Here is a 26,139-nt window from a genome sequence, read left to right as displayed (position 1 = left end):
CCGATACTCGTCCCGGCAGGGCCGCGACGGCGTTTTTCCGGCATCGGACGGCGGCCTCTCCGGCGGCGGACGGCAGCTCTTGCGGCGACGGACGGCGCGGTGGACGGTCGGCGCCGGGTGGCGGTGGCCGGCGGCCGCTCCGTCTCCGCCCCGCTCGGCGCCCACCCCGATGCGACGCGGCCGGCCCTGGAACACGTCGGCAAAGCGTCCGGGCCTACGGCGTGGCGCGGAGGTGACGCTCAGCCGTTCCGATGAGCGAGGGGGCCGTCGCCCGTCCCACCGGCCGTCGACCGTCGCATGGGGCGTCGACCGTCGCATGGGCGTCGCGGGGCGGCCCTGCGGGCTCACCACGGCCACCTGGCCGCGCACCGGACCCATGGGCTCACCACAGCCGCGTGACCGGGCACGCCGACCCCGTGGACTCACGGCCGCCGGGTGGTCCCCGGGCCCGGCCGTTCCTCGGGCGTGCTCCCGCCGCGCCGCTGCCTGGCGCTGTGCCTGCGCAGGTCCTCGACCTGCTGAACGACGCGGTCGACGCGGTCGGCGAGGTCGCGGCGGTCCTCCAGATGGGGGCGCGCTTCGGAGAGCGGCCCGATGAGGCGGGCGGGGTCGTCGGCGCCGAGGGCCTCGTTGAGCTCGTCGACAGCTGCACGGGACCGCGCGGGAAGGCCGGTGAGGGAGGTGATCCGGCCGGCGAGCCGGCGCAGGTCCGCCGCGTTGTCCCGCGCCCAGACGTCGATCGTGCGGTTCGCGGCCCGGTGGTCGCGGATGGCCTGTACCCGCTGTTCGCCGGTGGTGCCCAGCGGACCGGTGCGCAGGCGCAGGTAGCGGCGTTCAGCGGCCTGGCGGCTGGTGACGCCGAGCGGGTGGGCGATCTCGGCCCAGCTGGCTCCGGCCTCGCGGGCGAGCTCGATGAGGGACGGCTCCCAGGCCGCGAGCCGTCGGCGTACGTCCCGCAGCAGAAGGAGGGCGTCCAGCGCCTCTCCCAGCTCGGGAACGGCGCCCGCGAGCTCCGTGCCGTCGGGGGTGCAGGCCTGCCGCACGACCGCGTCGACCCTGCTCAGCGCGGTGGTGGCGGCGGGGAGCGACGCCGGTACACCGCCGGTGCCGGTGCTCTCCGCGGTGGCGTGCACGTCATCGACTTCGGTCACGACACAACCCTCTCGGGCGAAATGCACGTCATCGTTCGCATGACATCGCATTTGTCATCCTTTGGACGACATATTACAACCGAGTCGAAGAGAATGCCGAGAATGCCCCAACTCGTCCTGGCGGTGACCTTCCAGGAGCGCGGTGCCTGTCCCACGGCGCCGGAAGCGGAACGGGCCGCTCGTGTGGTCGTGGCACTACTCGGGGCACGCCTGGTCGGCGAGGAGCGGAGCGAGCCGGCCGCCCGGCTCCCGGAAGCGTTCTCGCCGATCCCGCTCAACCCGCCGCAAGCCGCCGAACCACGCGAGGCAGCCCCCGGCGACCACGGCCGCACATGCCCTTTCCGAGGTCACCCGAAGGAACCCGGCCGGTCCCCTCGGCCTGTGGCCCCGCGGTGGACCACCGAGTCCGGTCGCTGACGCGGCACTCCGGAGTGCTCGACCGCCGGAGTCACTCCGGTGCCTCCCCTTGGAGCACGCCCACAATTGGTATGACAATCGGTCGAAGAGGCCGACGTTGTGTCAGCATCGGACCGCCGGGCTGCGTAGCACGGCATCGGGCCCGCCGCCCGGCGCCGTCTTCGCCGTCCGGCCGAGACCGACCATCACGCGTATCCGTCCCGACCAGGAAAACGCAGGCCGCCGGTTCCATCGCCCGTCTCACCAGGAGGTACACGTGAGGATGCTGATCAACGTCCCCGAAACCGTTGTCGCGGACGCGCTGCGCGGTATGGCCGCCGCCCATCCCGAGCTCACCGTGGATGTCGAGAATCGTGTCGTCGTACGGCGCGACGCACCCGCGGCCGGGAAGGTGGCGCTGGTCTCCGGGGGCGGATCCGGGCACGAGCCGTTGCACGCCGGGTTCGTCGGACCCGGGATGCTGTCCGCGGCGTGTCCGGGAGAGGTGTTCACCTCCCCGGTACCGGATCAGATGGTGCGGGCCGCCGCGGCGGTGGACAGTGGGGCGGGGGTGCTGTTCGTCGTCAAGAACTACACCGGTGACGTGCTGAACTTCGAGATGGCCGCCGAGCTCGCCGAGGACGAGGGGATTCAGGTCATCCAGGTGCTCGTCAACGACGACGTGGCAGTGACCGACAGTCTGTTCACAGCGGGGCGGCGGGGCACGGGCGCGACCCTGCTCGTCGAGAAGATCGCCGGTGCGGCTGCCGACGAAGGTGCGCCGCTGGAGCAGGTGGCGGCCGTCGCCCGGCGGGTGAACGAGGCGTCGCGGAGTTTCGGGGTGGCGCTCAGCGCCGTCACCACACCCGCCAAGGGGTCCCCCACCTTCGATCTGCCGCCGGGCGAACTGGAGCTGGGCATCGGGATCCATGGCGAACCCGGCCGGGAGCGGCGCCCGATGATGACGTCGGGGGAGATCGCGGACTTCGCGGTGGACGCGGTGCTGGAGGACCTCCGGCCGAGCGGACCCGTGATCGTGCTGGTGAACGGGATGGGCGCGACCCCGCTGCTGGAGCTGTACGGGTTCAATGCCGAAGTGCAGCGAGTGCTGTCCGAGCGGGGGGTCGTGACGGCTCGTACGCTCGTGGGGAACTATGTGACCTCGCTCGACATGGCGGGCTGTTCGGTGACGCTCTGCCAGGTGGACGAGGAGTTGCTGCGCCTCTGGGACGCGCCGGTGGAGACACCGGCGCTGCGCTGGGGCCGTTGACCCGCCCGACAAGGAGATCATGTGCTCGACGCCGAATTCTTCCACCGTTGGATGACCGCCGCCGCGGCTGCCGTGGATCGCGAGGCGGACCACCTCACCGAGCTCGACTCGGCGATCGGGGACGCCGATCACGGCAGCAACATGCAGCGCGGGTTCGCCGCGGTGACCGAAGTCCTGGGCAGGGAACTGCCGCAGACCCCGGGTGCCGTGCTGATCCTCGCCGGACGACAGTTGATCTCGAAGGTCGGCGGGGCTTCGGGACCGTTGTACGGGACGCTGCTGCGGCGTACGGGAAAGGCTCTGGGCGACGCGCCCGCCGTGACACCGCAGCAGTTGGCGGAGGCGCTCGGGGTGGGCGTCGCGGCCGTGGCCCAACTCGGCGGGGCGCAGGCCGGGGACAAGACCATGCTCGACGCGCTGCTGCCGGCCGCCGAGGCGCTCGGGACGTCGTTCGGGGCGGCCCGGAAAGCGGCGGAGGCGGGAGCCCTGGCGACGGTACCGATGCAGGCCCGCAAGGGCAGGGCGAGCTATCTGGGTGAGCGCAGTATCGGACACCAGGATCCGGGGGCGACGTCCTCCGCCCTGCTGATCGCCACGCTGGCCGAGACCGGCGGTACGCGTGGGGGTGAGGCATGAGCGGCGGGAAGCAGGTCGGGATCGTGCTGGTCTCGCACAGCGGCCCGGTGGCCGAGTCCGTCGCCGAGCTGGCCAGGGGCCTCGCCGCCGGTGGATCGACGGCCCCGGTCGCCGCGGCCGGTGGTACGCCGGCGGGTGGGCTCGGGACCAGTGCGGAGCTGATCGCCGAGGCCGCCAGATCGGTGGACAGCGGCGCGGGGGTGGCGTTACTGGTCGATCTGGGCAGCGCGGTGCTCACGGTCAAGACGATGCTGGCCGAGGGCGACGAACTGCCGGACGGCTCGCGGCTGGTGGACGCGCCGTTCCTGGAGGGTGCGGTGGCCGCCGTGGTCACCGCGTCGGCGGGTGGCGACATCGCGGCGGTGGAGGCCGCGGCGTCGGAGGCGTACGGGTACCGCAAGGTGTAGGCAGGCGGAATTCCCGCTGCCCGTGCGGCGGCCCCGCACCCGGTGTCCGGCGGGTGCGGGGCCGTCTCTTGCCTGTCCGGCCGCGATTCCTCCGAGCGGCCCCGGGCCGGTCGCGCCGCGAGCCGCCGGACGGGCTTCGGCCAGTCCGGCAGTACACCTGCCCGGCCCTCATCCCTCCCAGCGGCCCCCGGCCGATCGCGCCGCGAACCGTCGGACACGCCTTCGGCACGCCGTACCGCGAACCGCCGGACCGGCCTCGGCCCGTCAAGCCGCGAACCGCCCGACCGGCTCTCGACCCGTCAGGCCGCCGACGCGGTCCCGGCCGCCTCGATCCTGATCCGGGCCCTCTGCGTCGTGCCGTTGACCGTCACTGCGAGGGTGATCGTGCCCGGCCGAAGCGCGGTGAGGGTGCCGGTCGACGGATCGAGGACCGCCGTGTGGCGGTGGCGGGCGCCGTCCCGGTCGCCGATGTGGACGTTCGGTGATCCGGTCCAGTCGGCGGCCAGCGGGAAGCCGACCGGAACGCTGCGGGCGCCCTGGGTGACCGTCGCGGTGACCCGCGTACGACTGCCGGTGCCCAGTACCGGGGGCGCCTCGATCTCCAGGGCGTCGACATGCGCACGGGTCTGCACGGAGACCCAGTCGGGCCCGCCCCGCCACGGCCGCTGCCGCGCGGCGGCCTGTTCACCGGAGGTGATGTGGTCGGCGCCGACCAGCGACCAGCCGGTGAAGCCGCCCTCGTCCGCCGGTCCGGCCGGCGCCTTGCCGGAGTTGCCGTTGATCAGGTAGGGAACCCCGTCGACGTGCGAGGCGTGGAAGACCCCGACATGGCTGCCGATGAACGCCGCGCCCTTGCCCGTCGTACGGCGGAAGTCGGCGAGCCACTGTTCGACGAGGGCCGCCTCCTTGCGGTCGCCGAGCTGGCTGCCCTTCTGAACGGTCGGGTCGCGCGGCGGCACGTGCTCGATCAGCATGACCGATTCGACGGTCCGGTCCTTCGCCGCCGCGTCCAGCTGGGCGCGGAGCTGCGCGATCTGGGCGAAGCCCCCGCCACGCAGGCTGAGGCTGGAGGTGTCGAGCGTGACGAAGCGGGTGCCCTTGTGGTCGAACGTCCGCTGGGCGGGCCCGAACTCGGTGACGAAGTTGTCGATCTTTCCGCCCATCACCTCGTGGTTGCCCGGTACGTAGTACCAGGGCAGCGAGTCGCCGAGCTCCTCGGTGAGGATCCGGTGGGCGAAGGCCAGGTCGGCGGGCGAGCCCTCGTCGACGAGATCGCCGTTGATCACGAGGAAGTCCGGGTGGGCCGCCTTGATCTCGCGCAGGGTGCGCCGTGCCTGGGTGACGATGTCGCTGTCCGGGTCCCGGGCGACGAACTGGGCATCGGACATCACCGCGAACTGCCAGTCCCTGCGCCCGGTCACGGCGGCCGGATCGATCAACGGGTCGGCGGGGGACGCCTGTTCGGGAAGGTCGACGGTGGGCGGCACCTGGGCGGTGAGTTCGTCGATGACGATCTCACCGGTGTACTGCTTGGCGGCCGCGGTCTCCGCGAGGTAGAAGCGGGACACGGAGAGCGGCATGGCGGCTCCCGGCGGGACGGCGAAGGTGATCTGCCGCCAGCCGGTCCAGGTGACGTACGGTCCGCGCAGCAGTTGGTCGGAGCCCGCGGCGTCCTTGAGGTGCAGGGTCGGCCAGGCGCCCCTGCCGTCGCCCTTGATCCACAGCTTGAACGACTGGGGCTGGCCGGACACGGTGACCGGCTGGGGCGGGGCCGCGTAGGCGGCGCGGGTCGCGGTGGACTGGGTGAAGTCGTAGGTGAGCCGCAGACCGGTGCCGGTGCGGCCGTCGGGCGTGGCGGCGAGCGACCCGCTCGCCCGGGCCTGGCTGAACTTCCAGGATCCTGCGTCGTCGAAGGAGGAGACGGCCTGCTCGGTCAGGCCGACGCTGACGGCGAGGACGGTGGTGGTGCCCGCGACGGTCGCCCTGATCTGTCCGGCGCCGCCGCCGGTGCGTGAGGAGACGGTGAAGGAGCCCTGGCCGTCGTCGCGGATGTCGAAGAGGGCGCGGTCGTAGTCGAGGGCGACGTCGCGCGGTTCGACGGGGGCGCTGGTGCCGTGGGCGTCGAGTCCCACGATGCCGAACGTGCCGGTGGCCCCGGCGTCGGCGAGGCCCACGCGCCGGGTCGTCGGCTCGATCCGGGCCAGCTTGTCGAGGACGGTCAGGGAGGTGCTGCCGCGGGCCGGGCCGTGTGCGGCGCGTACCTCGGTGGTGCCACTGCTGCGCGCGGTGAAGAGACCGCTGCTGTCGACGGCGCCGATGGAGCCCCGCGCCGTCTGCCAGCGCGGGTTGCCGTCGGCGGGGCCGTACGTCTCGTCGTATCCGGTCGCGGTGAGGCGCCGGGTGAGTCCGGGGAAGACGCGGTCGGGGTGGCCGCCCTTGACGGGGTCGACGCCCGGTGCGGAACCGGCGGGGGTACGGGTCTGGACCCAGAAGCCCTTGAGCCGGCCGCTGCCGTCCGGGGCGGTGAGGGCGAGGCCGTTGGGTACGGTGCGTTCGCTGCCGTCGGAAGGGCTGTTCTCCACTCGGAGCGCGTCACTGCCGGGCTCGCGCGCGACGAGGGTCGACGAGCCGCCGCCGTCCAGGTTGAGTGCGCTGTACGAGCCGGCGCGGCGCATCATCAGCCCGAGTTCGGTGAGGGTGACGCCGCCGCTGTCTGCCTGCCGCCCGTCGACGGTGAGGATCTGCATGGTCCGGCCGTCTCTGGAGAAGCCGACGGCGGTACGGGGCGCGGCGGTGTTGTTGCCCTCCCCGTCGTGGTTCTGTGCGACTCCGTCGACGACGAGGAGTTCGCGGCCACCGACCGCGGTGCGCGGCACGGCTCCGCTGTCGGTGCGTGCCCGGTAGGTCAGGGACACCGGGTCGCCGGGCTTCAGGGCGTCGAGTGCGGCGGCTCCGGTCTCGCGGCCGACCAGGACGGTGGTGTCGTCGGGGACGGCTCCGGTTCCGGGGGCGTGCGAGACGGAGACGACCTTGCCATCCCGTACGACCGCTTCGGCGACGGGGGTCGCGTCGTCCACGGTCAGGGCGCGGTCGGCGGTTCCCCACGCGGAGGTGTACGCGCCGACTCCCCCGGCCGGCACGTTGGCGGCGTTGTACGCGTCGAGCGGCCGCTGCCCGGCGGGCAGGGTGAGCGTCCCCTCGAAGTAGAGGTCGAGTATGCGGCCCGCGCTGCCGGGGCCGATGCCGACAGCCCGGTTGATTCCCGGGGCGGGCGACTGGACGGTGGCTCCGTCCTTGATGCCGATCCCCTCCGGCGCACCGGTCTGGTTGATGTCGAAGAAGTCGGCGTTGATCGCGGCGACGGTGCGGCGGCCGCGGCCCGCGTCATGTCCGGCGGCCAGTTCGGAAACCGTGTGCCGTTCGGAGACCTTGCCGGAGGAGAGGTAGTCGGCGTGTACGCCGCTGCCGGCGAGGTCGACGGAGAGGGAGTCGACCCGCAGCCATGCGGCGGATTCGAGCCGGTCGTACGAGTCGAGGCGGATGCCCGGGGCGATCGGTCGGGAGGTGCGTGCGGTCTCGATGCCGTCGCCGTCCGCGATGGACCGGGGCTCCCCTGCCGGGTTGCTCGCGGGTGGCGGGGCGACCGGTCTCAGGACTTCGGCGGAGGTACGGGGACGGGGGTCGGGGGTCGAATCGGCGAGCGCGGGCGAGATCGCGCCGACCGTCATCGCGGACACCGTCGCGAGCAGTACGAGCGGTCGCGCCACCGCTGCGTACCCTCGCGCCGCCCTCGCGGGCGTTCCGGCCGTCCTGCCGACTGTGCCAAGGGCCACGAATCCTCCTGGAGTACCGATGGTTGCCCGGCCCGGCCCGCGGGCTGAGAGCGCTGTCGGCGGACAGCATGGCCGCGCGCACAGCCACGCACCAGGGGGCATCGGGAACCTCACGGGAAACAGCGCGAGTCGGCTCGATGACGGAAATGATCAACGGGGCAGAGGTGTCGTCCGTGACGGCGTGCGGTACCGGCCCGCAGAATTGAGGGCATGTCATCCCAGAAGCGCGCCACGCGCAGTGCGGGTCTCCTCCTGTTCCGCAGGCTCGCCCGGGGCGCGGACGGCGGCGCCTGCTTCGAAGTGCTCATCGGACACATGGGCGGCCCGTTCTGGGCGGGCCGCGAGAGCGCGGCGTGGTCGATCCCCAAGGGTGAGTACGGTCCCGACGAGGAGCCCGCGGCCGCGGCCCGCCGTGAGTTCGGGGAGGAGTTCGGCCGTCCGGTGCCGGACGGTGAGTGGGTGGCGCTGGGTGAGGCCCGTCAGTCCGGCGGGAAGACCGTGACGGTGTGGGCGATGGAGGCGGATCTCGATGCCGCGACGGCCGTTCCGGGGACGTTCACCATGGAGTGGCCGAGGGGATCCGGGGTGCTGCGGGAGTTTCCCGAGGTCGACCGGTTCGCCTGGTGCACGCCCCTGGAAGCGGCGGAGCGGCTCGTCGCGGGGCAGCGGGTCTTCCTCGACCGGCTGCGGGATCACGTACGGGACGGACGGGTGACGCCCGCTCAGGACGGGCCCTGAGCGGGCTGTTCGCCCTCGCTTCCCCGGCCGCCGGCGGTTGCGGACGGACCGGGGGTCACCCCGCACCGCCGACGGTTGTGGAACGCGCGGTGCCACCCTGCGGCGAAGGCCGCCGGCAGGGTGCTTTCCCCGAGGTGACATGCCTCGGCGGCGCATGGCGGTGCGCTGCGGGGCGGGGCTGCCGGACGGGCGGAAGGACGCGGCGCGCAGGGGTGGCCCTCGGGTCACCCGGTGACGCTCGGCGTCGCGCGGCGGCGTCCATGCCGGGAATCAGCGAAGTAGCAGTACGAACCCATGGGTTCGAGTGCAGCCGCTGTCGCGCGGCGGCTCGTGGGTTTTCCGGCCGTCTCCGCGGCCGGATCAGACGAGGCGCACCGGGAAGGCGCCGAAGCCGCACGCGATGAAGGAATCCAGGGGATCGGCCGGTTCCGACGCGTCGTCCGGGCGCAGACCGGGGAAGCGGGCGAACAGGGCGGGCAGGGCGATCGATGCCTCCAGCCGGGCCAGCGGCGCGCCGATGCAGAAGTGGACGCCGTGGCCGAAGGAGAGGTGCTCCTTGTCGGCACGGAAGAGGTCGAAGACGTCCGCGTCCGCGCCGTGCCGCCGGGGGTCCCGGCCGGCCGCGGCGTAGGTGGCGAGGATGGCGTCGCCGCGTGCGAGGGTGACGCCGTCGGGGAGTTCGATGTCCTCGACGGCGTAGCGCAGCGGCAGGTTGGCGATCGGTGGGGCCCAGCGGAGGGTCTCCTCGACGACCTCGCTCCAGGGGACCGCGCCGTCGCGCACCAGGGCGAGCTGTCCGGGGTGGGTGAGCAGGGCATGGACGGCGTTGCCGATCAGGTTGACGGTGGTCTCGTGGCCCGCGCTGAGGACCAGGAGGAGGGTGCCGACGAGTTCGGTCTCGGTGAGGCTGGAGCCTTCCTCGTCGCGGGCGGCGATCAGCACGCTGGTGAGGTCGTCGGCGGGCTGCTCACGCTTGGCGGCGACCAGACCGGCGAGGAGTTCGTGGGCCTCCTTCAGCGTGGCGAGGGCCTGTACCGCCGTCGCGGTGGTGTCGAAGAACGCGCTGACGATCCGAGCGCTGTCGGTCCGCCGGTCCTCGGGGACGCCGAAGAGTTCGCAGATGACTGCCATCGGCAGCGGGTGGGCGAAGGCGGCTCGCAGGTCGGCCCGGCCGTCGGGAGAGGCGGCCATCCGGTCGAGCAGCGTCGCGGTGATCTCTTCGATCCGGGGCCGGAGTGCGTCCGTCCGCCGTTTCGTGAAGGCGGGCGAGACGAGCTTGCGCAACCGGCGGTGGTCCGTGCCGTACGCGGTGAACATGTTGGTCGCACCCACCCAGGTGTTGATCCAGCTCTCCCTGAACCGGCCGTCCCTCCAGGCCGGCCAGTGCTGGTTCGGGTCCTTGGACACCCGGTCGTCGGCGAGGAGTCGCTTGAGCACCTCGTGCCCGGTGGGCGCCCATGCCCTGATTCCGCCGGGGAGTTCGACCGGGGCGACCGAGCCGTGGGGACGGAGCGATTCCGCCTCGCCGTGGATGTCGCGCCCCGCGGGGTCGATGACGATCGGCTGCTGCTCCATGGAGATCTCCTGTCTGCGCCACGGCACACCCCGAACGGGCCTCGGCAGTACAGGAGTTCATGTTCGGGGTAGCGCGGCGGAGCGCGAAAGGACGCGCAACGGTTCGAAGGAGCTCGAAGGAGTCGGAACGGTCAGTGCTGCGCGCCCTCGCCCTGAGCTGCCTCGATGCTGCTGTGCAGATCGCTCGTCGCGTCGAGCGCGGCGGCCCCGGAGACGACCAGGCAGGCCAGCAGCGCCGCGGCGGCCGCCCTGCCGACGCGGGGCCGTGGCGAGCTCCGGCCCAGCAGTGCGGCGACGCGACGCGGTACGGGGCCGGCCGCCGCGGCGAGCGCCGTCCGGGGGCGGGGCTGCGGGGTGCCTTCCGCGGCGCGCGCGGCGAGGGCGGCGCGGCCGATGGCGCGGGCGGCGATCCGCCGGTCGCCGACGGCGGAGGCGGCCGCCTCGTCGGCGCAGCGCTCCAGGGCGTAGCCCATCGGGGCGCGCAGGGAACGCAGTGCGGGGTGACAGAGTGCCGCCATTTCGGCGGCGGCGATGAAGAGGTGGTGCCGGCCGCTGAGATGGGCGCGTTCGTGTGCCAGCAGGGCGTCGCGTTCGGCGGCGTCGAGGGCGCGCAGCATTCCCGTGGTGACGACGATCCGACCGGGTGTGCCGGGGCGGCCGGGCAGCGCGTACGCGTCGGGGCGGCTGTCGCGCAGGACGGTCAGCTCGTCTGCTGCGTACGCGGGCGGTCGCGCGGACCGGTGCAGCTCCGCCCAGTGGCGGTGGGCGGCGCGGGCCACTGCGGCGGCGCAGCCGGCGAGGAGGGCCAGGGCGGCGGCCGCGAGGGGTACGGCGACGGCGGGAACGGCGTCGGAGAGCGGTCTGACGAGTTCACCGAGTGCGGAGACGGCGGGGAACCGCGTCGCGCCGGGCACCACCAGCAGGGCCAGGGCGAGGAGGCTGCACAGGGCGAGGCCGAGGCCAGTCGAGGCGAGCAGCCGAGCGGCACGCACCGGCGACAGGGCATCCGCCAGGCGGCGGGCCGCGGGTACCGCGACGAAGGGCATCAGCAGCGGAACCCACACGGCGTAGATCATCGGGCTTCTCCGTCGAGCAGGTCCCGGAGCAGTTGCTCGTCCTCGTCCGTGAGCTGTGACACGAAGCGTGCCAGCACTGTGCCGCGGTCCTCTTCCTTCCGCAGTTCGCTGTGCATCCGGCGGGCGGTCAGCCCGGGGGCGTCCTCGGTGGGGGTGTACGCGAATCCGCGGCCGGCCCGGGTGCGGGTGACCGTACCCTTGTCGTGGAGCCGCGACAGGATCGTCGTGACGGTGGTCCGGGCGAGTGCCGTCCCGATCGCCTGCTGCACCTGGCCGGGCGTGAGGGGCCCTTCGGCCGCCCACAGGGCCGCCAGGACGATGGACTCCAGCTCGCCGGACGGGCGCCGGTCCGATGCGGGGCGGAGCGGCGACGGCCGCTCCGGAACGGCTTCGGGTGCCGGCCGGGAGGCCGGTTCGCCGTACGTGCGGGGGTCGGGTTCTCCGCTCGATATCCCCTTCACCTGGGACATGGGAACTCTCCTCCCCCTTCGGGCGTCTACAGTGATGTAGACCGTCTACATCACTGTAGTCAGTCCGGGCGTTCCACGAGGCCGCCCGCTCACCATTATGGGAGACCCTCCACTGTGTCCGTATTCTCACTGGCGGCCGCGCCCCAGGCGGTGAACCTGCTGGACGCCGGTTCGCTGCTGGGGGCGTTCGGTGCGCTCGGCATCGCCGTCGTGCTCTTCGCCGAGACGGGACTGCTCGTCGGCTTCTTCCTGCCCGGCGACTCCCTGCTGTTCACGGCGGGGCTTCTCTGCGTGCCGGGCGCCCACGGGCCGGTCGAGCTGTCGTTGCCCCAGGTGCTGATCGCGGCGGTGGCCGGTGCGCTGCTCGGTGCGCAGGCGGGCTACTGGATCGGCCGCCGCGGCGGCCGGGCCCTGCTCGCCCGCCGCCGCGCCGGACGGCTGCGCGAGGGCGCCGCCCGCGCCGAGGAGCTGCTCGCCCGATACGGTCATGCGCGGGCGATCGTGCTGGCCCGCTTCGTACCCGTCGTACGCACGGTGCTCAACCCGCTGGCCGGAGCGCTCGACGTCCCCGCCGGGCTGTTCACGCTGTGGCAGGTCGTCGGCGGGGCGGTCTGGACCGTGGGGCTGGTCCTCGCCGGTTACACGCTGGGTTCCTCGGTGCCGAACGTCGACCGCTACCTGCTGCCGATCGTCGCCGTGGTGGTCGCGGTCTCCCTCGTCCCGCTCGCCGCCGAGCTGCTCCGCGCCCGCGGCCGACGCACCGCCGAAGGAGACAACAGCTGATGCCTCTCGCCTCCACCGCCACCTCGATCGACGGCGGCCTGTACACCTGGATCACCGAGCTGGCCCAGCGCTCCCCCGCCGCTCTGGACTCCGCCGTCCGCCTCTGGTCCGACTACGGCCTGGCCCTGTTCGCACTGCTGATGCTCGTGTCCTGGTGGCGCTCCCGCTCCGCGGGTCCCGCCCGTACCGCCATGGCGCTCTGCACCCCGCTCGTCGTGGTGGCCGCGTACATCGTCAACGACATGGTGAAATCCGCCTTCCATGAACAGCGGCCGTGCCAGACCCTGCATGTCGTGACGGTGGAGGCGTGTCCCGCGCTCGGCGACTGGTCCTTCCCCAGCAACCATGCCGCCATCGCGGCGGCCGCGGCGATGGCGGTCTGGCTGACCGACCGCAGGCTCGGGGCGATCGCCGTACCCGCCGCTCTGCTGATGGCGGCCTCGCGGGTGTGGATCGGTGTGCACTACCCGCACGATGTGCTGATCGGGCTGGTCGTGGGCGCATTCGTCGCCTGGCCGTTGACGATCGCGGCGCGACGCTGCGTCCCGGTGGTGGTCCGGCTGCGCGAAAGCCCGCTGCGTCCCCTGGTGGCGACACGGTGACCGGCGCCGCTCGGCCGGTGACACGCGCCGGGTCCACGCGCCGCCGTGTCCACCGCCCCGGACACCCCACCGGATGGCCGCAGCGAAGTGTCCCCGGACACGGGGCGGCGATCACCGGCTGAGCGGGGGCACCCGCCCACTGCGGACTCGGCGCCGCAACCGCGGCCGCTCCGCGTCAGGCCCTGCGCCTGTGTGTCAGGCCTTGTGCCCGGGCACGCGGATGACGGCGAGGCCGCCGTCGAGGTCGACGGTGGACCGGTGGGGCGGGGCGCCGTCCTCCTCGTCGTCGCGCAGCAGCAGGGCGCTCCGGCGCTCCTTGAGTTCGCTCTGCTTGCCGGGCGAGAAGGTCGCGTGCAATTGCTCGAACCCCGTCGCCGAGACCTGGCCCTGGCGGGCGCTGTTGCGCCACGGCAGCAGTCCCGCCCGTCCTGCGCGCAGCATCAGTTGATCGAGAAAGGCCACGGCGGTCAGCCCGATCACCAGTCCGGGCAGCGTCATCAGAGCGACGAATTCCATCTGCGCAGTCTTACCGGTGTGCGGTGCGCCGCGCATCGGTCGTGAGGATGACCGTGCGGGCCGTCGCACTGCGCGACGGCCCGCACGTTCCCGACGGGTCAGGTCCCGGACGGTCAGCCGTTGGGAAGGATGACCGCGCGGCCGTTGATCTTGCCGTGGTGCAGCCGCTCGTACGCCAGCGGCGCCTCGTCCAGCGTGTAGGTCTCGACGTGGACCTCGACCGATCCGGCGCGGGCCAGGTCGAGCACCTCGGCGAGCTCGGAGCGCGAACCCCAGTACGGTGAGCTCACCGTCGTGTTGTACGGCAGGGAGCCGAAGCCCACCGGCAGCGCACCGCCGCCGAGGCCGACGATCGTGACATCCGAGTCGACGGCGGCCGCGGCCCCGGCCGTGACGACCGTCGGAGGTGCTCCGACGAAGTCGAGGACGACCTGCGCGCCGACACCGCCGGTCAGCTCCCGGACCTTCGCCGCGGCGTGCTCGTCGGAGAGCACGGTCTCATGGGCGCCGACGGCACGGGCCAGGGCGAGCTTGTCCTCGGCGACGTCCAGGGCGACGACCCGGACGGCCGTCATGGTGCGCAGCAGCTGGATCGCGACATGACCGAGGCCGCCGGCGCCGATGACGACGGCGGTGGCACCGGGCACCAGCTTGGGCAGGGACCGCTTGATCGCGTGGTACGGAGTCAGGCCCGCGTCGGTGAGCGGTACGGCCTGGACCGGGTCGAGGCCGCCGAGCGGTACCAGGTGGCGGGGGTCGTCGACGATCATGTACTCGGCCATGGCGCCGGGCGAGCCCAGTCCGGGCGGGGCGATGCCGAGCTCCTTGGCGCGCAGGCAGTAGTTCTCCTTGCCCTCGGCGCACTTGACGCACGTACCGCAGCCCCAGGGTCCGTAGACAGCGACGGGCTCGCCGATCGGGAGACCGCTCACCCCGTCGCCGAGCGCGGCGACGGTGCCGACGCCCTCGTGGCCGAGGGTGAGCGGAAGCGGGAAGGGTATCTGCTCCGCGGGCCGGCTCATCACGGCGATGTCGGAGTGGCAGACACCGGCGGCGGTGACCTTCAGCAGCACCTGGCCGGGGCCGGGCTCCGGGTCGGGCACGGTGACGACCTCGGGTGCCGCGCCGGCGGTGCGGTACTGAACGGCCTTCATGGGGTTCTCCTCACTCTTTGTTCTTTCACTTCGCCCCCGTTCCCCCCGTCCGCCGCTCAGGAGGCGGAGTAGCCGCCGTCCACCAGGTGGTAGCTGCCGTGGATGAAGGAGGCGCGGTCGGAGAGCAGGAAGGCGGCGAGTTCGGCGACTTCCTCCGCCGTGCCGAGGCGTCCGGCCGGGTGCAGCGAGATCAGGTGGTCGCGGGCCGAGGCGTCCGTGTTGCGCAGCAGCGGCGTGTCGATGAAGCCGGGGCCGACGGCGTTGACCCGGACGTTCTGTGCCGCGTATTCGAGGGCGGCCGTCTTGGTGAGGCCGACGACACCGTGCTTGGCGGCCACGTAGGCGGGCGATCCGGCGAAACCGTTGGTGCCGAGGATCGACGACATGTTGACGACGGCGCCACCGCCCGCCGCGACGATCGCGGGGAGTTCGTAGCGCATCGAGTAGAAGACACCGCTGAGGTTGGTGGCGACGACCCGGTTCCAGTCCTCGACCGCGTACTCACCGGTGGGGCTGCTCGGACCGCCGATGCCCGCGTTGTTGACGGCGAGGTGCAGGGCGCCGAAGGTCTCGACGGTGAAGCGCACGCCCGCTTCGACGGATGCGGGGTCGGTCACGTCCATGGCGACCGCGGCGGCCTTGGCGCCGGCGCTCTCCAGTGCGGCGGCCGCCTTGCGGGCGCCGGCCCCGTCGTAGTCGGCGACGACGACGGACGCGCCGCCTGCGGCCAGCCGGTGGGCCAGGGCCAGTCCGATGCCGGACGCGCCGCCGGTGACGAGGGCGGTCCTGTCGGCGAACTCCTGGTCGGCGGGGATGAGGGGGCTGCTCATGATGGTTCGTTTCCTTCCGTGGTGCTGTGCGGCGCCGGCCCGGCGGGAAGCTGCGCGAGCAGTTCTCCGGAGAGGGCGTCGAAGGCCTGCCCGACCAGTTGGGGCAGGTCGGCCGGTTGTCCGCCGCGTACCCAGGCGGCCTGGGCGGCGAGGAGGGCCCCGGCGCCCGCTGCGACCGTGACGGCGGGGCGGATGTCCAGCCGCGGGTCGACTCCGAGCCGGTCCGCGACGATGACGATCGAGTCCTCCTGCGCGTCCACCCGGATGTGGTGGAAGGCGGCGTAGAGGGTCGGTTCCTGCTCGGCGAGGACCAGCAGGTCGAAGATCCGGGCGCGGCGGTGCCAGGCTTGCGCGCCGGGATCGCCGAGCCAGTCGAGGACGGCGTGCCGGTAGGCGGTGAGCGGGGGCTCGTCGGCGGGGCGTGCGCGCAGGGCGTCGTTGATCCGGCCGCCGTCGCCCCGGATCGAGTCCAGGACGGCGTCTTCCTTGCTGGTGAAGTACCGGCTGAAGGTCCGCCGGTCGACGTCCGCGCGTTCCGCGATCTCCTCGACCGTCACATTCTTCAGGCCCCGGTCGAGTACGAGCTCGAACGCGGCCTGCGCCAGTGTGTCCCGGGTCCTGCGGGCCTTGCGGCTCCGCCGCTCCGGGCTCTTCCGTTCCGGATTCATAACTGCACCGTACACCCAAAAATGTCCCATCGCGACAGAAGTCTCGACGGGACATTGGATCAGCATGGCGAGCGCCCTCCCCTGGCTCTCTACCGGTGGCTGAAGGCCGCTGCGGACCGACGGGCGCCGTGGTCGGCCGGAAGGGGCCGGGAGCGGCTCCCGGCCGGTGCCCGGCGCAGGGCGAGCGCAGCGATGTCATCGCGTCGCACGCCTCCGGAGAATGACTCCAGATCGGCGTGGAGTGCGTCCAGCACCTCGCGCGGCCCCCGCTGCGCCCATCGGCCCAGCCGGGCGTCGAGCGGGTAGAAGGCGCCCGATGCGTCGCGGGCCTCGGTGACTCCGTCGGTGCAGAGCAGGAGCGTGGCACCCGGGGGGAAGTCCAGCCGTTCCGCGACCCGCGCCTCCCCGCTGAGCTCCGCCATGCCCAGCGGAACGGAGGTGCGGTGCAGCGGAACCGCGTGCGCCACGCCGTCGTGCAGCAGCCGGGGCGGCAGATGACCGCAGTTGACGGCTTCCACCCGGTCCTCCCCGTCGAAGCCGAGCACCAGGGCGGTGACGAAGCGTTCGATCTCCCCGGTCTGGGCGGAGAAGATGTTGTGCCGGGCGACCGCGTCCTCCAGCGCGTCGACCACACCGGTCAGGGTGGGCTCGCGAATGGCCGCTTCCCGGAACGCGCCGAGCACGGCGAAGCCCGCCCCGATCGCGGCGAGCCCCTTGCCCTGGACGTCCCCGATGATCACCCGGGTTCCGTAGGGCGACTGGACGACCTCGTAGATGTCACCGCCGACCAGGCGGTCCTCCTCGATCGGCGTATAGATGCCGTGGGTGAGGAGCTGGTCGGTCAGGATCGGCAGCGGACGCAGGATCTGCCGCTGGAGCGCGACCGCGGCGGAGCGCAGCCTGGCTATCTCGGCGGCGTGACGGAGCCGCAGGGCGCAGGAACCGACCCCCAGGAAGCAGGCCAGCACGGTGAAGGCGACGCTGCTGGTGACGTCCCAGAAGGTTCCCCCGGACATCAGCCGTGAGCAGACGACGACGGTCATGACCCAGGAGGCCACGCCCACGGTCTGCCGGATCGTTCCGAAGACCGAGACGAGCGCGGGCACGACCACCATCAGGGGTACGAGGTGCATCTCGTCGCCGGTCCGGATGTCGAGGGCGCCGACCAGGGCGGTCAGCAGCGCCAGCCCGCCGAACAGTGCGCCGTTCCCGACCCGGGGCGCGAAGACGGCCGCCTCCCCCGCGTCCGTGGCCGGGAGTGTCGCTCCTCGCGTCGCCGTCCTGTGCCGGCGCCCGATCGTCACGGCCCGTTCCTCCCGGTGTCTGCCGGCCTCGCGCCGGCGCTCGTTCCCAGTCCATCGGGATCACGGGGGTCGGCGCACGAGGCTTACGGCCTCTTGGAGTTCGCCGAAGGTCCCGCGACGGGAGGCGGCCGGCGACCTTCGGCCCGCAGGTCACGGGCCGAAAGTCCTGTGCCGCGGGTCAGCGCGCGGCTGCCGTACGGACGCCGCCGGGCCCCGGCAGGTGGGTCGGCGGGCGTTCCGGCACGAGGGCCGAGAGGAAGGACGTCCGGCGGCGGAGCACGAATCCCAGCGATTCGTAGAGCCGGACGGCGTTGGTGTTGGCGGCGGCAGCATGCAGGAACGGCGTTTCGCCGCGCTCCCTGATCTCGTGGGCGACGGCGAGGACGAGTCCGGTGCCGAGCCCCTGACCGCGCACGGACTCGTCCGTGCAGACGCCGCTGATCTCGCTCCAGCCGGGCGGGTGCAGACGCTCGCCCGCCATCGCGACGAGCACCCCTTCACGCCGGACGCCGAGGTAGGTGCCGAGCTCGACCGTACGGGGCAGGAACGGACCCGGCCGGGTGCGGGCGACCAGATCGAGCATCTCGGGCACATCGGCGGGTCCGAGCCGTACGGCCTGCGGAAACGGAGCCGCCGCGATCCCGGCGTCGACGAGCTGGACACCTTCGGCGTGGAAGGTGATCTCCCAGCCGTCCGGCGGCGGCTCGCGGAACGCGGTGATGGTGACGGCGCCACCGGGTCCGGCGAGGGCCGCCGCGTCGGCCCAGTCCGCGGCCTCGGGCGCGTCCGGGACCGCGACCCAGGGGGTCACGTCCGCCGGGTAGCGCAGGACGCGACCGAGGCGCTCGGCGAAGTGGGCGTGCGGGCCGGTCAGCGCGGCGCGGACCGGGTTGTCCAGCGGATGCGCGTCACCGGCAGCGCCATGTGGCACGCTCACGCGGTCACCTCGATCACGGTCTTCCCGCGCGCGTGTCCGCTCTCCACGGAGCGCAGTGCCTCTCCCGCCCCGGAGAGCGGGAAGGCGGCGGTCACATGCGTCCGCAGGGCTCCGGCGACGACGAGGTCCGCCACCTCGTCGAGCACCGCCGCGGTGCGGGCGCGGGCGACGGCCGCCCCGCCGAGCTCCACCGCCAGTGGCTTGCCCCCGGCGCTGATCAGCGCCGCCCGGTCCGAGAGCAGCGGGGCCACGCTCCTGAGGGTGTCGCCACCGACCAGGTCGAAGATCGCGTCTATGCCGTCGGGTGCCGCCGCCCGCACCCGGTCGGCCAGGCCGGATCCGGATGCGACGTGCACCGCGCCGAGCGATTCGACGAGGTCCTTCTTGGCCGCGCTCGCGACGCCGACGACTTGGACTCCGGCGTGGCGGGCGAGCTGGACCGCGGCCGTTCCGACACCACCGCCGGCCCCGGTGATCAGCAGGGTCGAGCCGGGCGCGAGACCGAGCTGGTGCACGCCGTCGTACGCGGTCGCCACCGCGACCGGCAGCACGGCCGCGTCGGTGAACGACAGACCGGCCGGCTTGTGTGCGGTCACGGCGACGGGAAGCAGCGTGTACTCGGCGTACCCGCCGGTCACCGGATTGCCGAAGACCTCGTCCCCGACCGCGAAACCCTCGACGCCCGGACCCACGCCCTCGACGACTCCGGCGGCCTCGCTGCCGAAGACGGTGGGGAACGGCTGCGGCTCACTGCCGGGCCTGATGTACCCCGTCCGCAGCTTCCAGTCGACCGGGTTGACCCCTGCCGCCCGGACGGCGACGAGCAGCTCGCCGGGGCCGGGCGCCGGCACGTCCTGTTCGACGAGGGCCTCCACCTCCGGCCCGCCGTTGCGGGTGAACACGTACGCCTTGGGCATGAGCTCCCTCTCTCCTGTTCCATGGCGGCGACCGTTCACGGCACCCGGGTCCGGCCCGGTCACCGCTCGCCACAACAGCGGGAAGGCCCCTCCCCGCGCGCGTATTCCCGGACCGGCGCGGTGTTCATCGGGCCGCAATGATCGACGCGACGACCGACGCCATGTTTCCCGCGGCCTCTGCGCGGTGGTTCAGCGGACTCCGCCCGTGACCGGGTCCACGACCTCGTTCACCAGGAGTTCGAGAAGCCGCCGGTCGTCGCCCGCGGTGCCGCGCTCGGCCGGCGTGTCCGGGTTCACGTCGAGCAGCACATGGGTGGCGCCCAGCTCGCCGAGTTCCGCCAGATCGGCCCGGATCCGGTCGACCGTGCCGTGTCCGGCCGGGCGTTCACTGCCGAGGAGGGCGTCGGTGACACGGATCTGCAGCCGCGGCACGAGCGCGGGGACGGGGCGGTGGACCCGTTCGGCCTCCTCGGTGATCACCGGCAGCCCGGCCCTGATCGCCTCCAGCGGCAGCCGGTACGGGTGCCAGCCCTCGCCGAGCCGGGCGGCGCGGCGCTGAGCGGCGGCCGAGTTGCCACCGACCCAGACCGGCAGACAGGGAGTGGACGCCGGCGCGGGCGCGGTCCGTACGCCTTCGTAGGAGACGTAGTCGCCCCGGAACGTCGCGGGATCCTCGGCCCAGGCGGCCCGGATCGCGGCCAGGTACTCGTCGGTGATGCGCCCGCGCTCGGCGAAGGGCACGCCCAGCGCGTCGTACTCGGCCCCGGACCAGCCGATCCCCGCGCCGAGGATGAACCCGTCGGCGTTCAGGTTGTCGACATTGGCGGCGAGCCGGGCCGTCTGCAGCGGATGGCGGTACGGGATCACGGTGACGGTCGTGCCCAGCGTCAGGCCGGATACCCGCCCCGCGATGTGCGCGGCGAGCACGAACTGGTCGTAGAACGGGGCCGGATACGTCTCGTGCACATCGGGGGTGACCGCGATGTGGTCGGAGATCATCGCGAAGGAGAACCCCAACTCACGTGCGTCTATGGCCTGTTGGAGAAGACCTGCCGGGGTGGTACCGACACCGAAATTGAGTATGTTCACGCCGAATCTCACCAGCGGAGCCTAACAACCCGGACATGCGTGGATCTCGCGGCGGGGAGGCCGGGGAAGTGGCAAGGGCGGGAGACGGGGGCAGTGCGGCAGCTGCCGGCTCCCCTCCGCGCCGGGTCGGCCCGACGGCGACCCGGCGATCAGTCGGCCACGTCGTGGCGGTGGCGGGCGACTTCGATGTCCTGGAGGTACTGGCGGGTCCAGTCGCACAGACCGTTCACCCTGGAGCGCAGCGCCCGCCCGGCCGCCGTGAGCGCGTACTCGACGCGGGGCGGCACAGTGGCGTGGACCGTCCGCTCCACCAGGCCGTCCCGCTCCAGCCCACGCAGGGTCTGGGTCAGCATCTTCTGGCTGATGTCCGGCACTTCGCCGCGGATTTCGGTGAAGCGCAGGGTCCGCTCCGCCAGCACGTCGATCAGTGGAAGCGCCCCTTTGGAAGCGACCCCGGAGAAGATCTCGCGCGCCAGCGCCTGTGCCCTCGCCACCTGCGCGGCGTCCGGCCCGTCGCCGGTCCGCTCTCCGCCCGCCGGGACCGCGGGCACCCGCCGCCTCCGATTCAGTCGTACGCGCCGCCTCCGGTTCCGTCGTACGCGCCGCTTCGGAGTCCGTCGTACGCGCCGCCTCGGGCGGTACGCGGTCGGCCTGCTCGGTCACTTCCAGGTGCCTCTCTCTCCGAAAAGTGCCTTCTTCCGGTCCACCGGCCGCTCTCCTACGGTCCTGGGTAACCGAAAGGGAGCAGTCGCCATTCCGGGCCCCGCTCCCTTCCGCCACAGCTCCCTCCTGCCCGGAGCCCGAGAGAGGCCGACCTCCATGACCATCCTCAAGACGTACGCACGCCTGTGGGCCGACGATCTGGACGCCGCCCTGCCGCTCCTGCGCCATCTCGTGGGCGCAGAACCCGAACTCCGTTTCGCGTTCGAGGACATCGAGCTCGCCGCGATCGGCGACTTCCTCGTCGTGGCCGGCCCCGCGGCGCGGCGGGCGCGGTACGCCCATGCCTCCGCCACGGTCGTGGTGTCCGATCTCGACGCACTCGTCGACAGCCTCGCGGCTCACGGGGCCACGATCACGACCCCGGAGGCGACGAGTGGGACGGGCCGCTTCCTGTACGCGCGGCACGCGGGCGGGGCCGAGGTCGAGTACGTCGAGTGGGCCCCCGAGCTGGTCCGGCGGATCGTCACCGGGTGAGGCCCGTACGGTGATTGGGGAGCGACGTCCCGTACCCGAGGGGGCGGACAGGCATCGGTCCGTGGTCGGTTCACCGTCGATTTCGACTCAACTACCGCTGGATATACGCCGGTCGTCCCCGATACGCCGTCGGCTGTGGCAGTCTGGAAGCGACCGCCCCACCGGGCTCCCCCGTACCGGTGGGGCGGTTCTGCCGTCCGGCCGCACCGGCAGGACGGGGAATCACAGCGATTCCCGGCCATTGATGCCGTGTGATCTGATCAACTTCCGCCTTTCCGCATGGGTTCCGCCTGCGGGGGCAGACGCCTACACCTCACCTACGACCAGGGGAGCGTGACGAGATGACGGCGCACACTGCGCGGACCGCCGGTACGGAGCGAGCGGAGAGTGCAGGGGCGACACCGACGGGTGTGCCGGTCGACACCGGCGACCTGCCATGGATCGAGGACGCGGGGAAGGTCGCTCCGGCGGACGCGCGGGATCTGTCCCGGCTGTTCTTCGACCGGCTCCAGGTCCTGGAGGAGGGAACTCCTGCCCATCAGTACGCGCGCAACACCCTCATTGAGATGAACCTCTCCCTCGTCCGGTTCGCCGCGGGACGGTTCCGGAACCGGGGCGGCGGTGACACGGAGGACATCGTCCAGGTCGGCACCATCGGGCTGATCAAGGCCATCGACCGGTTCGACCTCTCCCGCGAGGTCGAGTTCACCTCCTTCGCGGTCCCTTACATCACCGGTGAGATCAAACGGTTCTTCCGCGACACCAGCTGGGCGGTGCACGTCCCGCGCCGGCTCCAGGAGTTGCGGGTCGACATCGCCCGGACCAAGGAGTCCCTGGCCACGGCGCTCGACCGCGACCCCACCGTGCCGGAGCTCGCCGAACAGCTGGGGATCAGCGAGGGCGAGGTCACGGAGGGCATCGTGGCGGCCAACGGGTACACGGCTGGCTCACTGGACATGCCGGCCGATCCGGCGGGCGCGGGACGGCGCAACTCCCCGGGCCGCACTTTCGCCGACATCCTGGGCGAACCGGACCCCGCCATGGAGGCGGTCGAGAATCTGCACGCGCTCGCGCCGCTGCTGGGCGATCTCGACGACCGGGAGCGTCGCATCATCGACATGCGTTTCGGCCAGGAGATGACCCAGTCGCAGATCGGCGCGGAGCTCGGCATCTCGCAGATGCATGTGTCGCGGCTGATCAGCAGGATCCTGCGGAAGCTCCGCAGCGGGATGTTCGTCGAGGAGTGACCAGCCCTGACGACATCTCCGCCTGAGACCCGGTCTCCGGCCGAAGCTCCGTCCGAGACCGGGTCTCCGGCCGAGATTCCGCCCCGGACCGGGTCTCCGGCCGAGTCGCGGTCTACCCGGCGCCCGTGCGCGTACATTGCGGTCGAATGAAATCGGGGGCCCTCACCGGGCCGCTCGGCGGCCCGTCCCCGCAGCTCCTCGCACGGCTGCTCGGGAGACGCGTCCGCGCAGGTCGGAAGCGGAAGGGAGGGGCCACGGCCGCTCTCGTGACCGGTGGCTGAACCGGTCACGAAACGCCGTGCGGCCGTCCGGAAGAGCGGTTGACGGCCGCCGGGGCCGCTGACACGCTCACGCCATGCCCGCGACTCCGGTTCTCGTCTCGCGGCGCCATGTCGATCTGGGGCGCCTCTCGTCCGCGGCGTGTCGCCGGGACCTTCACCGCGGTCCGCTCCGCTGAGCAGCTGAGCAGCTGAGCCGCACCGACGCCACCGCTCCGACGATCCGCCTCTCCCCGCCGGGGCGGCTCCGGGACGCCCCGGCCCCGGAGCGCGAGGCCGTCCTCCTTCTCCGGTTCTCCGGCCACGAGCACCTGGACCGGAAGAGCCACGAGGCGTTCGGCCGGCCGCTCGGGACCCGGCCCGCCCCCGCCCCCCTTCCGCCGCACCGCACAGAGGTGCGGCGGCCCGGACTCCCCACCCGGAAGCGGCAAACCGCGCTTCCGCCGACGTACCACCGTGCGAGGAAACATCATGAGCCAGCCCGTCGACTCCGTCACCGCAGGCCACACCCCCGAGGACCGCGACCTGCGGGACGCCGGGGCCGCCTGGTCCTTCGAGACCAAGCAGATCCACTCCGGAGCCGTCCCCGACCCGACGACCGGGGCCCGTGCGGTGCCGATCTATCAGACGTCTTCCTACGTCTTCCGTGACACCCGGCACGCCGCCGATGTGTTCTCGCTGGCCGAGCCCGGAAACATCTACACCCGGATCCACAACCCCACCCAGGACGTCCTGGAGCAGCGGATCGCCGCCCTGGAGGGCGGAGTCGCCGCGGTGGCGCTCGCCTCCGGGCAGGCCGCGGAGACTCTCGCGCTCCTGACCCTGGCCGGAGCGGGGGACCACATCGTGTCCGCCGCCTCGCTGTACGGCGGCACGTACAACCTGCTGCGGCACACCCTCCCCCGGTTCGGGGTCGAGGTGTCGTTCGTCGACGACCCCGACGACATCGACGCGTGGACGGCAGCGATCCGTCCGAACACCAAAGCACTGTTCGCGGAGACACTGGGCAATCCGCGCGGCAACGTCCTCGACATCCGGGCGGTCGCCGATGCCGCGCACGCGGCCGGTGTGCCGTTGATCGTCGACAACACCGTGCCCACCCCGTATCTGCTGCGTCCGATCGAGCACGGCGCGGACGTCGTCGTCCACTCGGCGACGAAGTTCCTCGGCGGGCACGGCACCACCATCGGCGGTGTGGTGGTGGACGGCGGTACGTTCGACTTCGGTGCCCACGCCGGGCGGTTCCCGGACTTCAGCTCCCCCGACCCGAGCTACCACGGACTGCGCTACTGGCCGGATCTGGGTCCCGGCGCCTTCGCGGTGAAGCTCCGGGTCCAGCTGCTGCGCGACCTGGGGCCCGCGCTCTCCCCGCACTCCGCGTTCCTGCTGCTGCAGGGAGTGGAGACGCTGAGTCTCCGGGTGGAGCGGCACACGTCCAACGCCCTGGTCCTGGCCGAGTGGCTGGAGCAGCGCGACGAGGTGTCGGCCGTGCACTACGCGGGACTTGAGTCGAGCCGGTGGTACGAGGCGGGGCGCCGCTATCTGCCGCTCGGTACCGGGGCCGTGCTCGCCTTCGAGCTGCGGGACGGGGTGGAGGCGGGGAAGCGGTTCGTGGACGCGGTCGAGCTGTTCAGCCACCTCGCCAACATCGGAGACGTACGGAGCCTGATCATCCATCCGGCGTCCACCACGCACAGCCAGCTGACCGAGGAGCAGCTGACCGCCACCGGAGCCACCGCGGGGCTGGTGCGGCTCTCGGTGGGGCTGGAGAACGTGGACGACCTCAAGGCCGACCTGGAGGCCGGGTTCCGGGCCGCGAAGGCGGCGTCCTGAACCGGACGGCCCCCTCCCCCGCACTCCCCCTCCCGCCGGCCACCGGAGGCCGGCGGGAGGGGGATCCGCCGGGCCGCCTCGCCTGGGCGGCGCTGGACCGGCCGCTGCCGCTGGAGTCCGGCGGCGTGCTGCCGGAGGTGCGGCTGGCGTACGAGACATGGGGGCGGCGGGCACCCGACGGTTCCAACGCGGTTCTGGTGCTGCACGCCCTGACCGGTGACAGCCATGTCGCCGGGCCCGCGGAGCCCGGCCATCCCACGGTCGGCTGGTGGGACGCGCTGGTCGGTCCCGGCCGGGCGCTGGACACCGACCGCTGGTTCGTCGTCGCGCCGAATGTGCTCGGTGGCTGCCGGGGCAGCACCGGCCCGTCGTCGCACCGTCCTGAAGGGCCGCGCTGGGGCGGCGATTTCCCGTACCTGACGGTCCGTGACCAGGTGGCGGCCGAGGCGGTGCTGGCCGACGCGCTGTCCATCGGCCGGTGGGCGGCGGTGATCGGCGGATCGATGGGCGGCATGCGGGCGCTGGAATGGGCGGTGAGCCGGCCGGAGCGCACCGGGTCGCTGCTGGTGCTCGCGGCATCCGCGGCGGCGTCGGCGGAGCAGATCGCCTGGGGCGCCTTGCAGGTATCGGCGATCCGTTCCGATCCGGGGTGGCGGGGCGGCCACTACCACGACGCGCCACCCGGCGGTGGTCCGCACCGGGGCCTCGGGCTGGCCCGCCGGATCGCCCATGTGACGTACCGGAGCGAGCCCGAACTCGCCTCCCGGTTCGGCGGCAGGGAGCAGGCGGGCGAACACCCTTGGCGCGGCGGGCGGTACCAGGTGGAGTCGTATCTCGACCATCACGCGGCCAAGTTGGTGCACCGCTTCGACGCGGGCAGCTACGTGACGCTCACCGAGGCGATGAACAGGCACGATGTCGGGCGCGGGCGCGGTGGCGCGGCGCGGGCCTTGCGCCGCGCGCGGATGCCCGCGCTGATCGCGGGTGTCGACTCCGACCGGCTCTACCCGCCTTCGCAGCAGGCCGAATTGGCTTCGCTGCTGCCGGGCGCGGACCGGCTCAGGACCGTGGAGTCGCCCCATGGGCACGACGGTTTCCTGATCGAGACGGATCAGGTCGGGGAGCTGGTACGGGAATTGCTGGCCGGCGGGCCGGGCGGGGGCCCGGCCCGCTGATCCACCATCGCCGTCCTCCGTCCTCCGTTCCCCGCTCTCCGTCCTCCGTTCCCCGTC

25 protein-coding genes and 1 pseudogene are annotated in these 26,139 nt (G+C 72.7%); 12 read left to right on the top strand and 14 right to left on the bottom strand.

Features of this window, described 5'->3' with window-relative positions:
• Positions 1-422 precede the first annotated feature (422 nt).
• Positions 423-1,151, bottom strand: a complete 729-nt coding sequence (locus ACIOMQ_RS18330) for a hypothetical protein (RefSeq protein ID WP_401268596.1) — start codon at positions 1,149-1,151, stop codon at positions 423-425.
• Positions 1,152-1,253: 102 nt separating this feature from the next.
• Between ACIOMQ_RS18330 and ACIOMQ_RS18325 the strand changes: the two are divergent.
• The 4 genes and pseudogenes from ACIOMQ_RS18325 to ACIOMQ_RS18310 form a co-directional block, all read left to right on the top strand.
• Positions 1,254-1,451 (top strand): annotated as a pseudogene (locus ACIOMQ_RS18325) (hypothetical protein); the annotation flags it as partial.
• A 379-nt stretch (positions 1,452-1,830) separates the two neighbouring features.
• Positions 1,831-2,817 carry a dihydroxyacetone kinase subunit DhaK gene (gene dhaK / locus ACIOMQ_RS18320; RefSeq protein ID WP_362199015.1) on the top strand — a complete coding sequence of 329 codons (987 nt, stop codon included), beginning with the start codon at positions 1,831-1,833 and terminating at the stop codon, positions 2,815-2,817.
• A 21-nt stretch (positions 2,818-2,838) separates the two neighbouring features.
• Positions 2,839-3,453, top strand: a complete 615-nt coding sequence (gene dhaL, locus ACIOMQ_RS18315) for a dihydroxyacetone kinase subunit DhaL (protein WP_362198623.1) — start codon at positions 2,839-2,841, stop codon at positions 3,451-3,453.
• Positions 3,450-3,860 (top strand): PTS fructose transporter subunit IIA, encoded by a 411-nt coding sequence (locus ACIOMQ_RS18310; RefSeq protein ID WP_362198620.1) that lies wholly within the window; start codon positions 3,450-3,452, stop codon positions 3,858-3,860. The genes dhaL and ACIOMQ_RS18310 overlap by 4 nt, the downstream gene beginning before the upstream one ends.
• Before the next feature lie 299 nt (positions 3,861-4,159).
• On the opposite strand, the gene ACIOMQ_RS18305 is transcribed toward ACIOMQ_RS18310, so the two are convergent.
• On the bottom strand, positions 4,160-7,588 hold the full coding sequence (locus ACIOMQ_RS18305; protein WP_401940533.1) for a phosphodiester glycosidase family protein: 3,429 nt from the start codon (positions 7,586-7,588) through the stop codon (positions 4,160-4,162).
• A gap of 315 nt (positions 7,589-7,903) precedes the next feature.
• Here ACIOMQ_RS18305 and ACIOMQ_RS18300 point away from each other — a divergent pair, with 315 nt between their 5' ends.
• Positions 7,904-8,431 carry an NUDIX domain-containing protein gene (locus tag ACIOMQ_RS18300; RefSeq protein WP_401268600.1) on the top strand — a complete coding sequence of 176 codons (528 nt, stop codon included), beginning with the start codon at positions 7,904-7,906 and terminating at the stop codon, positions 8,429-8,431.
• 360 nt (positions 8,432-8,791) lie between these two features.
• On the opposite strand, the gene ACIOMQ_RS18295 is transcribed toward ACIOMQ_RS18300, so the two are convergent.
• The 3 genes from ACIOMQ_RS18295 to ACIOMQ_RS18285 form a co-directional block, all read right to left on the bottom strand.
• Positions 8,792-10,006 carry a cytochrome P450 gene (locus tag ACIOMQ_RS18295; RefSeq protein ID WP_401268602.1) on the bottom strand — a complete coding sequence of 405 codons (1,215 nt, stop codon included), beginning with the start codon at positions 10,004-10,006 and terminating at the stop codon, positions 8,792-8,794.
• A 131-nt stretch (positions 10,007-10,137) separates the two neighbouring features.
• Positions 10,138-11,082: a M56 family metallopeptidase gene (locus ACIOMQ_RS18290; RefSeq protein ID WP_362198611.1), complete on the bottom strand. Its 945-nt coding sequence runs from the start codon at positions 11,080-11,082 to the stop codon at positions 10,138-10,140.
• Positions 11,079-11,411, bottom strand: coding sequence for a BlaI/MecI/CopY family transcriptional regulator (locus tag ACIOMQ_RS18285; RefSeq protein WP_362199009.1), 333 nt, complete (start codon positions 11,409-11,411; stop codon positions 11,079-11,081). The genes ACIOMQ_RS18290 and ACIOMQ_RS18285 overlap by 4 nt, the downstream gene beginning before the upstream one ends.
• A gap of 255 nt (positions 11,412-11,666) precedes the next feature.
• On the opposite strand from ACIOMQ_RS18285, the gene ACIOMQ_RS18280 reads away from it, so the two are divergent.
• Both ACIOMQ_RS18280 and ACIOMQ_RS18275 read left to right on the top strand, forming a co-directional pair.
• Entirely contained in the window at positions 11,667-12,335 is a 669-nt protein-coding gene (locus ACIOMQ_RS18280) for a DedA family protein (protein WP_401268605.1), read from the top strand.
• A complete protein-coding gene (locus ACIOMQ_RS18275) occupies positions 12,335-12,937 on the top strand; it encodes a phosphatase PAP2 family protein (RefSeq protein WP_362198605.1) in 603 nt (200 codons plus the stop codon). Before ACIOMQ_RS18280 ends, ACIOMQ_RS18275 begins: the two co-directional genes overlap by 1 nt.
• A 195-nt stretch (positions 12,938-13,132) precedes the next feature.
• Here the strand turns inward: ACIOMQ_RS18275 and ACIOMQ_RS18270 are convergent, their stop codons facing one another.
• The 9 genes from ACIOMQ_RS18270 to ACIOMQ_RS18230 all read right to left on the bottom strand — a co-directional run bounded on the left by ACIOMQ_RS18270 (position 13,133) and on the right by ACIOMQ_RS18230 (position 20,903).
• Entirely contained in the window at positions 13,133-13,453 is a 321-nt protein-coding gene (locus tag ACIOMQ_RS18270; RefSeq protein WP_362198602.1) for a DUF6191 domain-containing protein, read from the bottom strand.
• A gap of 113 nt (positions 13,454-13,566) precedes the next feature.
• Entirely contained in the window at positions 13,567-14,607 is a 1,041-nt protein-coding gene (locus ACIOMQ_RS18265) for an NAD(P)-dependent alcohol dehydrogenase (RefSeq protein WP_362198599.1), read from the bottom strand.
• 56 nt (positions 14,608-14,663) lie between these two features.
• Entirely contained in the window at positions 14,664-15,437 is a 774-nt protein-coding gene (locus ACIOMQ_RS18260) for an SDR family NAD(P)-dependent oxidoreductase (protein ID WP_401756522.1), read from the bottom strand.
• Positions 15,434-16,105, bottom strand: a complete 672-nt coding sequence (locus ACIOMQ_RS18255) for a TetR family transcriptional regulator (protein WP_401268613.1) — start codon at positions 16,103-16,105, stop codon at positions 15,434-15,436. Before ACIOMQ_RS18255 ends, ACIOMQ_RS18260 begins: the two co-directional genes overlap by 4 nt.
• Positions 16,106-16,194: 89 nt before the next feature.
• Positions 16,195-17,409, bottom strand: a complete 1,215-nt coding sequence (locus ACIOMQ_RS18250) for a PP2C family protein-serine/threonine phosphatase (protein WP_401268616.1) — start codon at positions 17,407-17,409, stop codon at positions 16,195-16,197.
• A gap of 178 nt (positions 17,410-17,587) precedes the next feature.
• Positions 17,588-18,346 (bottom strand): GNAT family N-acetyltransferase, encoded by a 759-nt coding sequence (locus tag ACIOMQ_RS18245; RefSeq protein ID WP_362198587.1) that lies wholly within the window; start codon positions 18,344-18,346, stop codon positions 17,588-17,590.
• Positions 18,343-19,263: an NADP-dependent oxidoreductase gene (locus ACIOMQ_RS18240; RefSeq protein WP_402189486.1), complete on the bottom strand. Its 921-nt coding sequence runs from the start codon at positions 19,261-19,263 to the stop codon at positions 18,343-18,345. The genes ACIOMQ_RS18245 and ACIOMQ_RS18240 overlap by 4 nt, the downstream gene beginning before the upstream one ends.
• 189 nt (positions 19,264-19,452) lie before the next feature.
• Positions 19,453-20,352 (bottom strand): TIGR03619 family F420-dependent LLM class oxidoreductase, encoded by a 900-nt coding sequence (locus ACIOMQ_RS18235; protein ID WP_402189483.1) that lies wholly within the window; start codon positions 20,350-20,352, stop codon positions 19,453-19,455.
• Positions 20,353-20,501: 149 nt separating this feature from the next.
• Positions 20,502-20,903, bottom strand: a complete 402-nt coding sequence (locus ACIOMQ_RS18230; RefSeq protein WP_401756525.1) for a winged helix-turn-helix transcriptional regulator — start codon at positions 20,901-20,903, stop codon at positions 20,502-20,504.
• Between the two features lie 268 nt (positions 20,904-21,171).
• Between ACIOMQ_RS18230 and ACIOMQ_RS18225 the strand changes: the two genes are divergently transcribed.
• The 5 genes from ACIOMQ_RS18225 (at position 21,172) to ACIOMQ_RS18205 (ending at position 26,082) form a co-directional block, all read left to right on the top strand.
• On the top strand, positions 21,172-21,549 hold the full coding sequence (locus tag ACIOMQ_RS18225; protein WP_401268624.1) for a VOC family protein: 378 nt from the start codon (positions 21,172-21,174) through the stop codon (positions 21,547-21,549).
• Between the two features lie 341 nt (positions 21,550-21,890).
• The gene (locus ACIOMQ_RS18220; RefSeq protein ID WP_401756527.1) at positions 21,891-22,796 is read left to right on the top strand and encodes an RNA polymerase sigma factor SigF; all 906 of its coding nucleotides are present in this window, start codon (positions 21,891-21,893) and stop codon (positions 22,794-22,796) included.
• A gap of 355 nt (positions 22,797-23,151) precedes the next feature.
• The gene (locus tag ACIOMQ_RS18215) at positions 23,152-23,253 is read left to right on the top strand and encodes a putative leader peptide (RefSeq protein ID WP_401268626.1); all 102 of its coding nucleotides are present in this window, start codon (positions 23,152-23,154) and stop codon (positions 23,251-23,253) included.
• A 292-nt stretch (positions 23,254-23,545) separates the two neighbouring features.
• The gene (locus tag ACIOMQ_RS18210; RefSeq protein WP_362198569.1) at positions 23,546-24,907 is read left to right on the top strand and encodes a bifunctional o-acetylhomoserine/o-acetylserine sulfhydrylase; all 1,362 of its coding nucleotides are present in this window, start codon (positions 23,546-23,548) and stop codon (positions 24,905-24,907) included.
• Positions 24,904-26,082, top strand: a complete 1,179-nt coding sequence (locus tag ACIOMQ_RS18205; protein ID WP_402189593.1) for a homoserine O-acetyltransferase — start codon at positions 24,904-24,906, stop codon at positions 26,080-26,082. Before ACIOMQ_RS18210 ends, ACIOMQ_RS18205 begins: the two co-directional genes overlap by 4 nt.
• The last annotated feature ends 57 nt before the right edge of the window (positions 26,083-26,139 follow it).

This window comes from Streptomyces sp. NPDC087845, assembly GCF_044742755.1.
In the GTDB taxonomy this organism is placed as follows: Bacteria; Actinomycetota; Actinomycetes; order Streptomycetales; family Streptomycetaceae; genus Streptomyces.
Note: the sequence above shows the minus strand (reverse complement) of the source record. Positions and strands in the feature narration are given on the sequence as shown.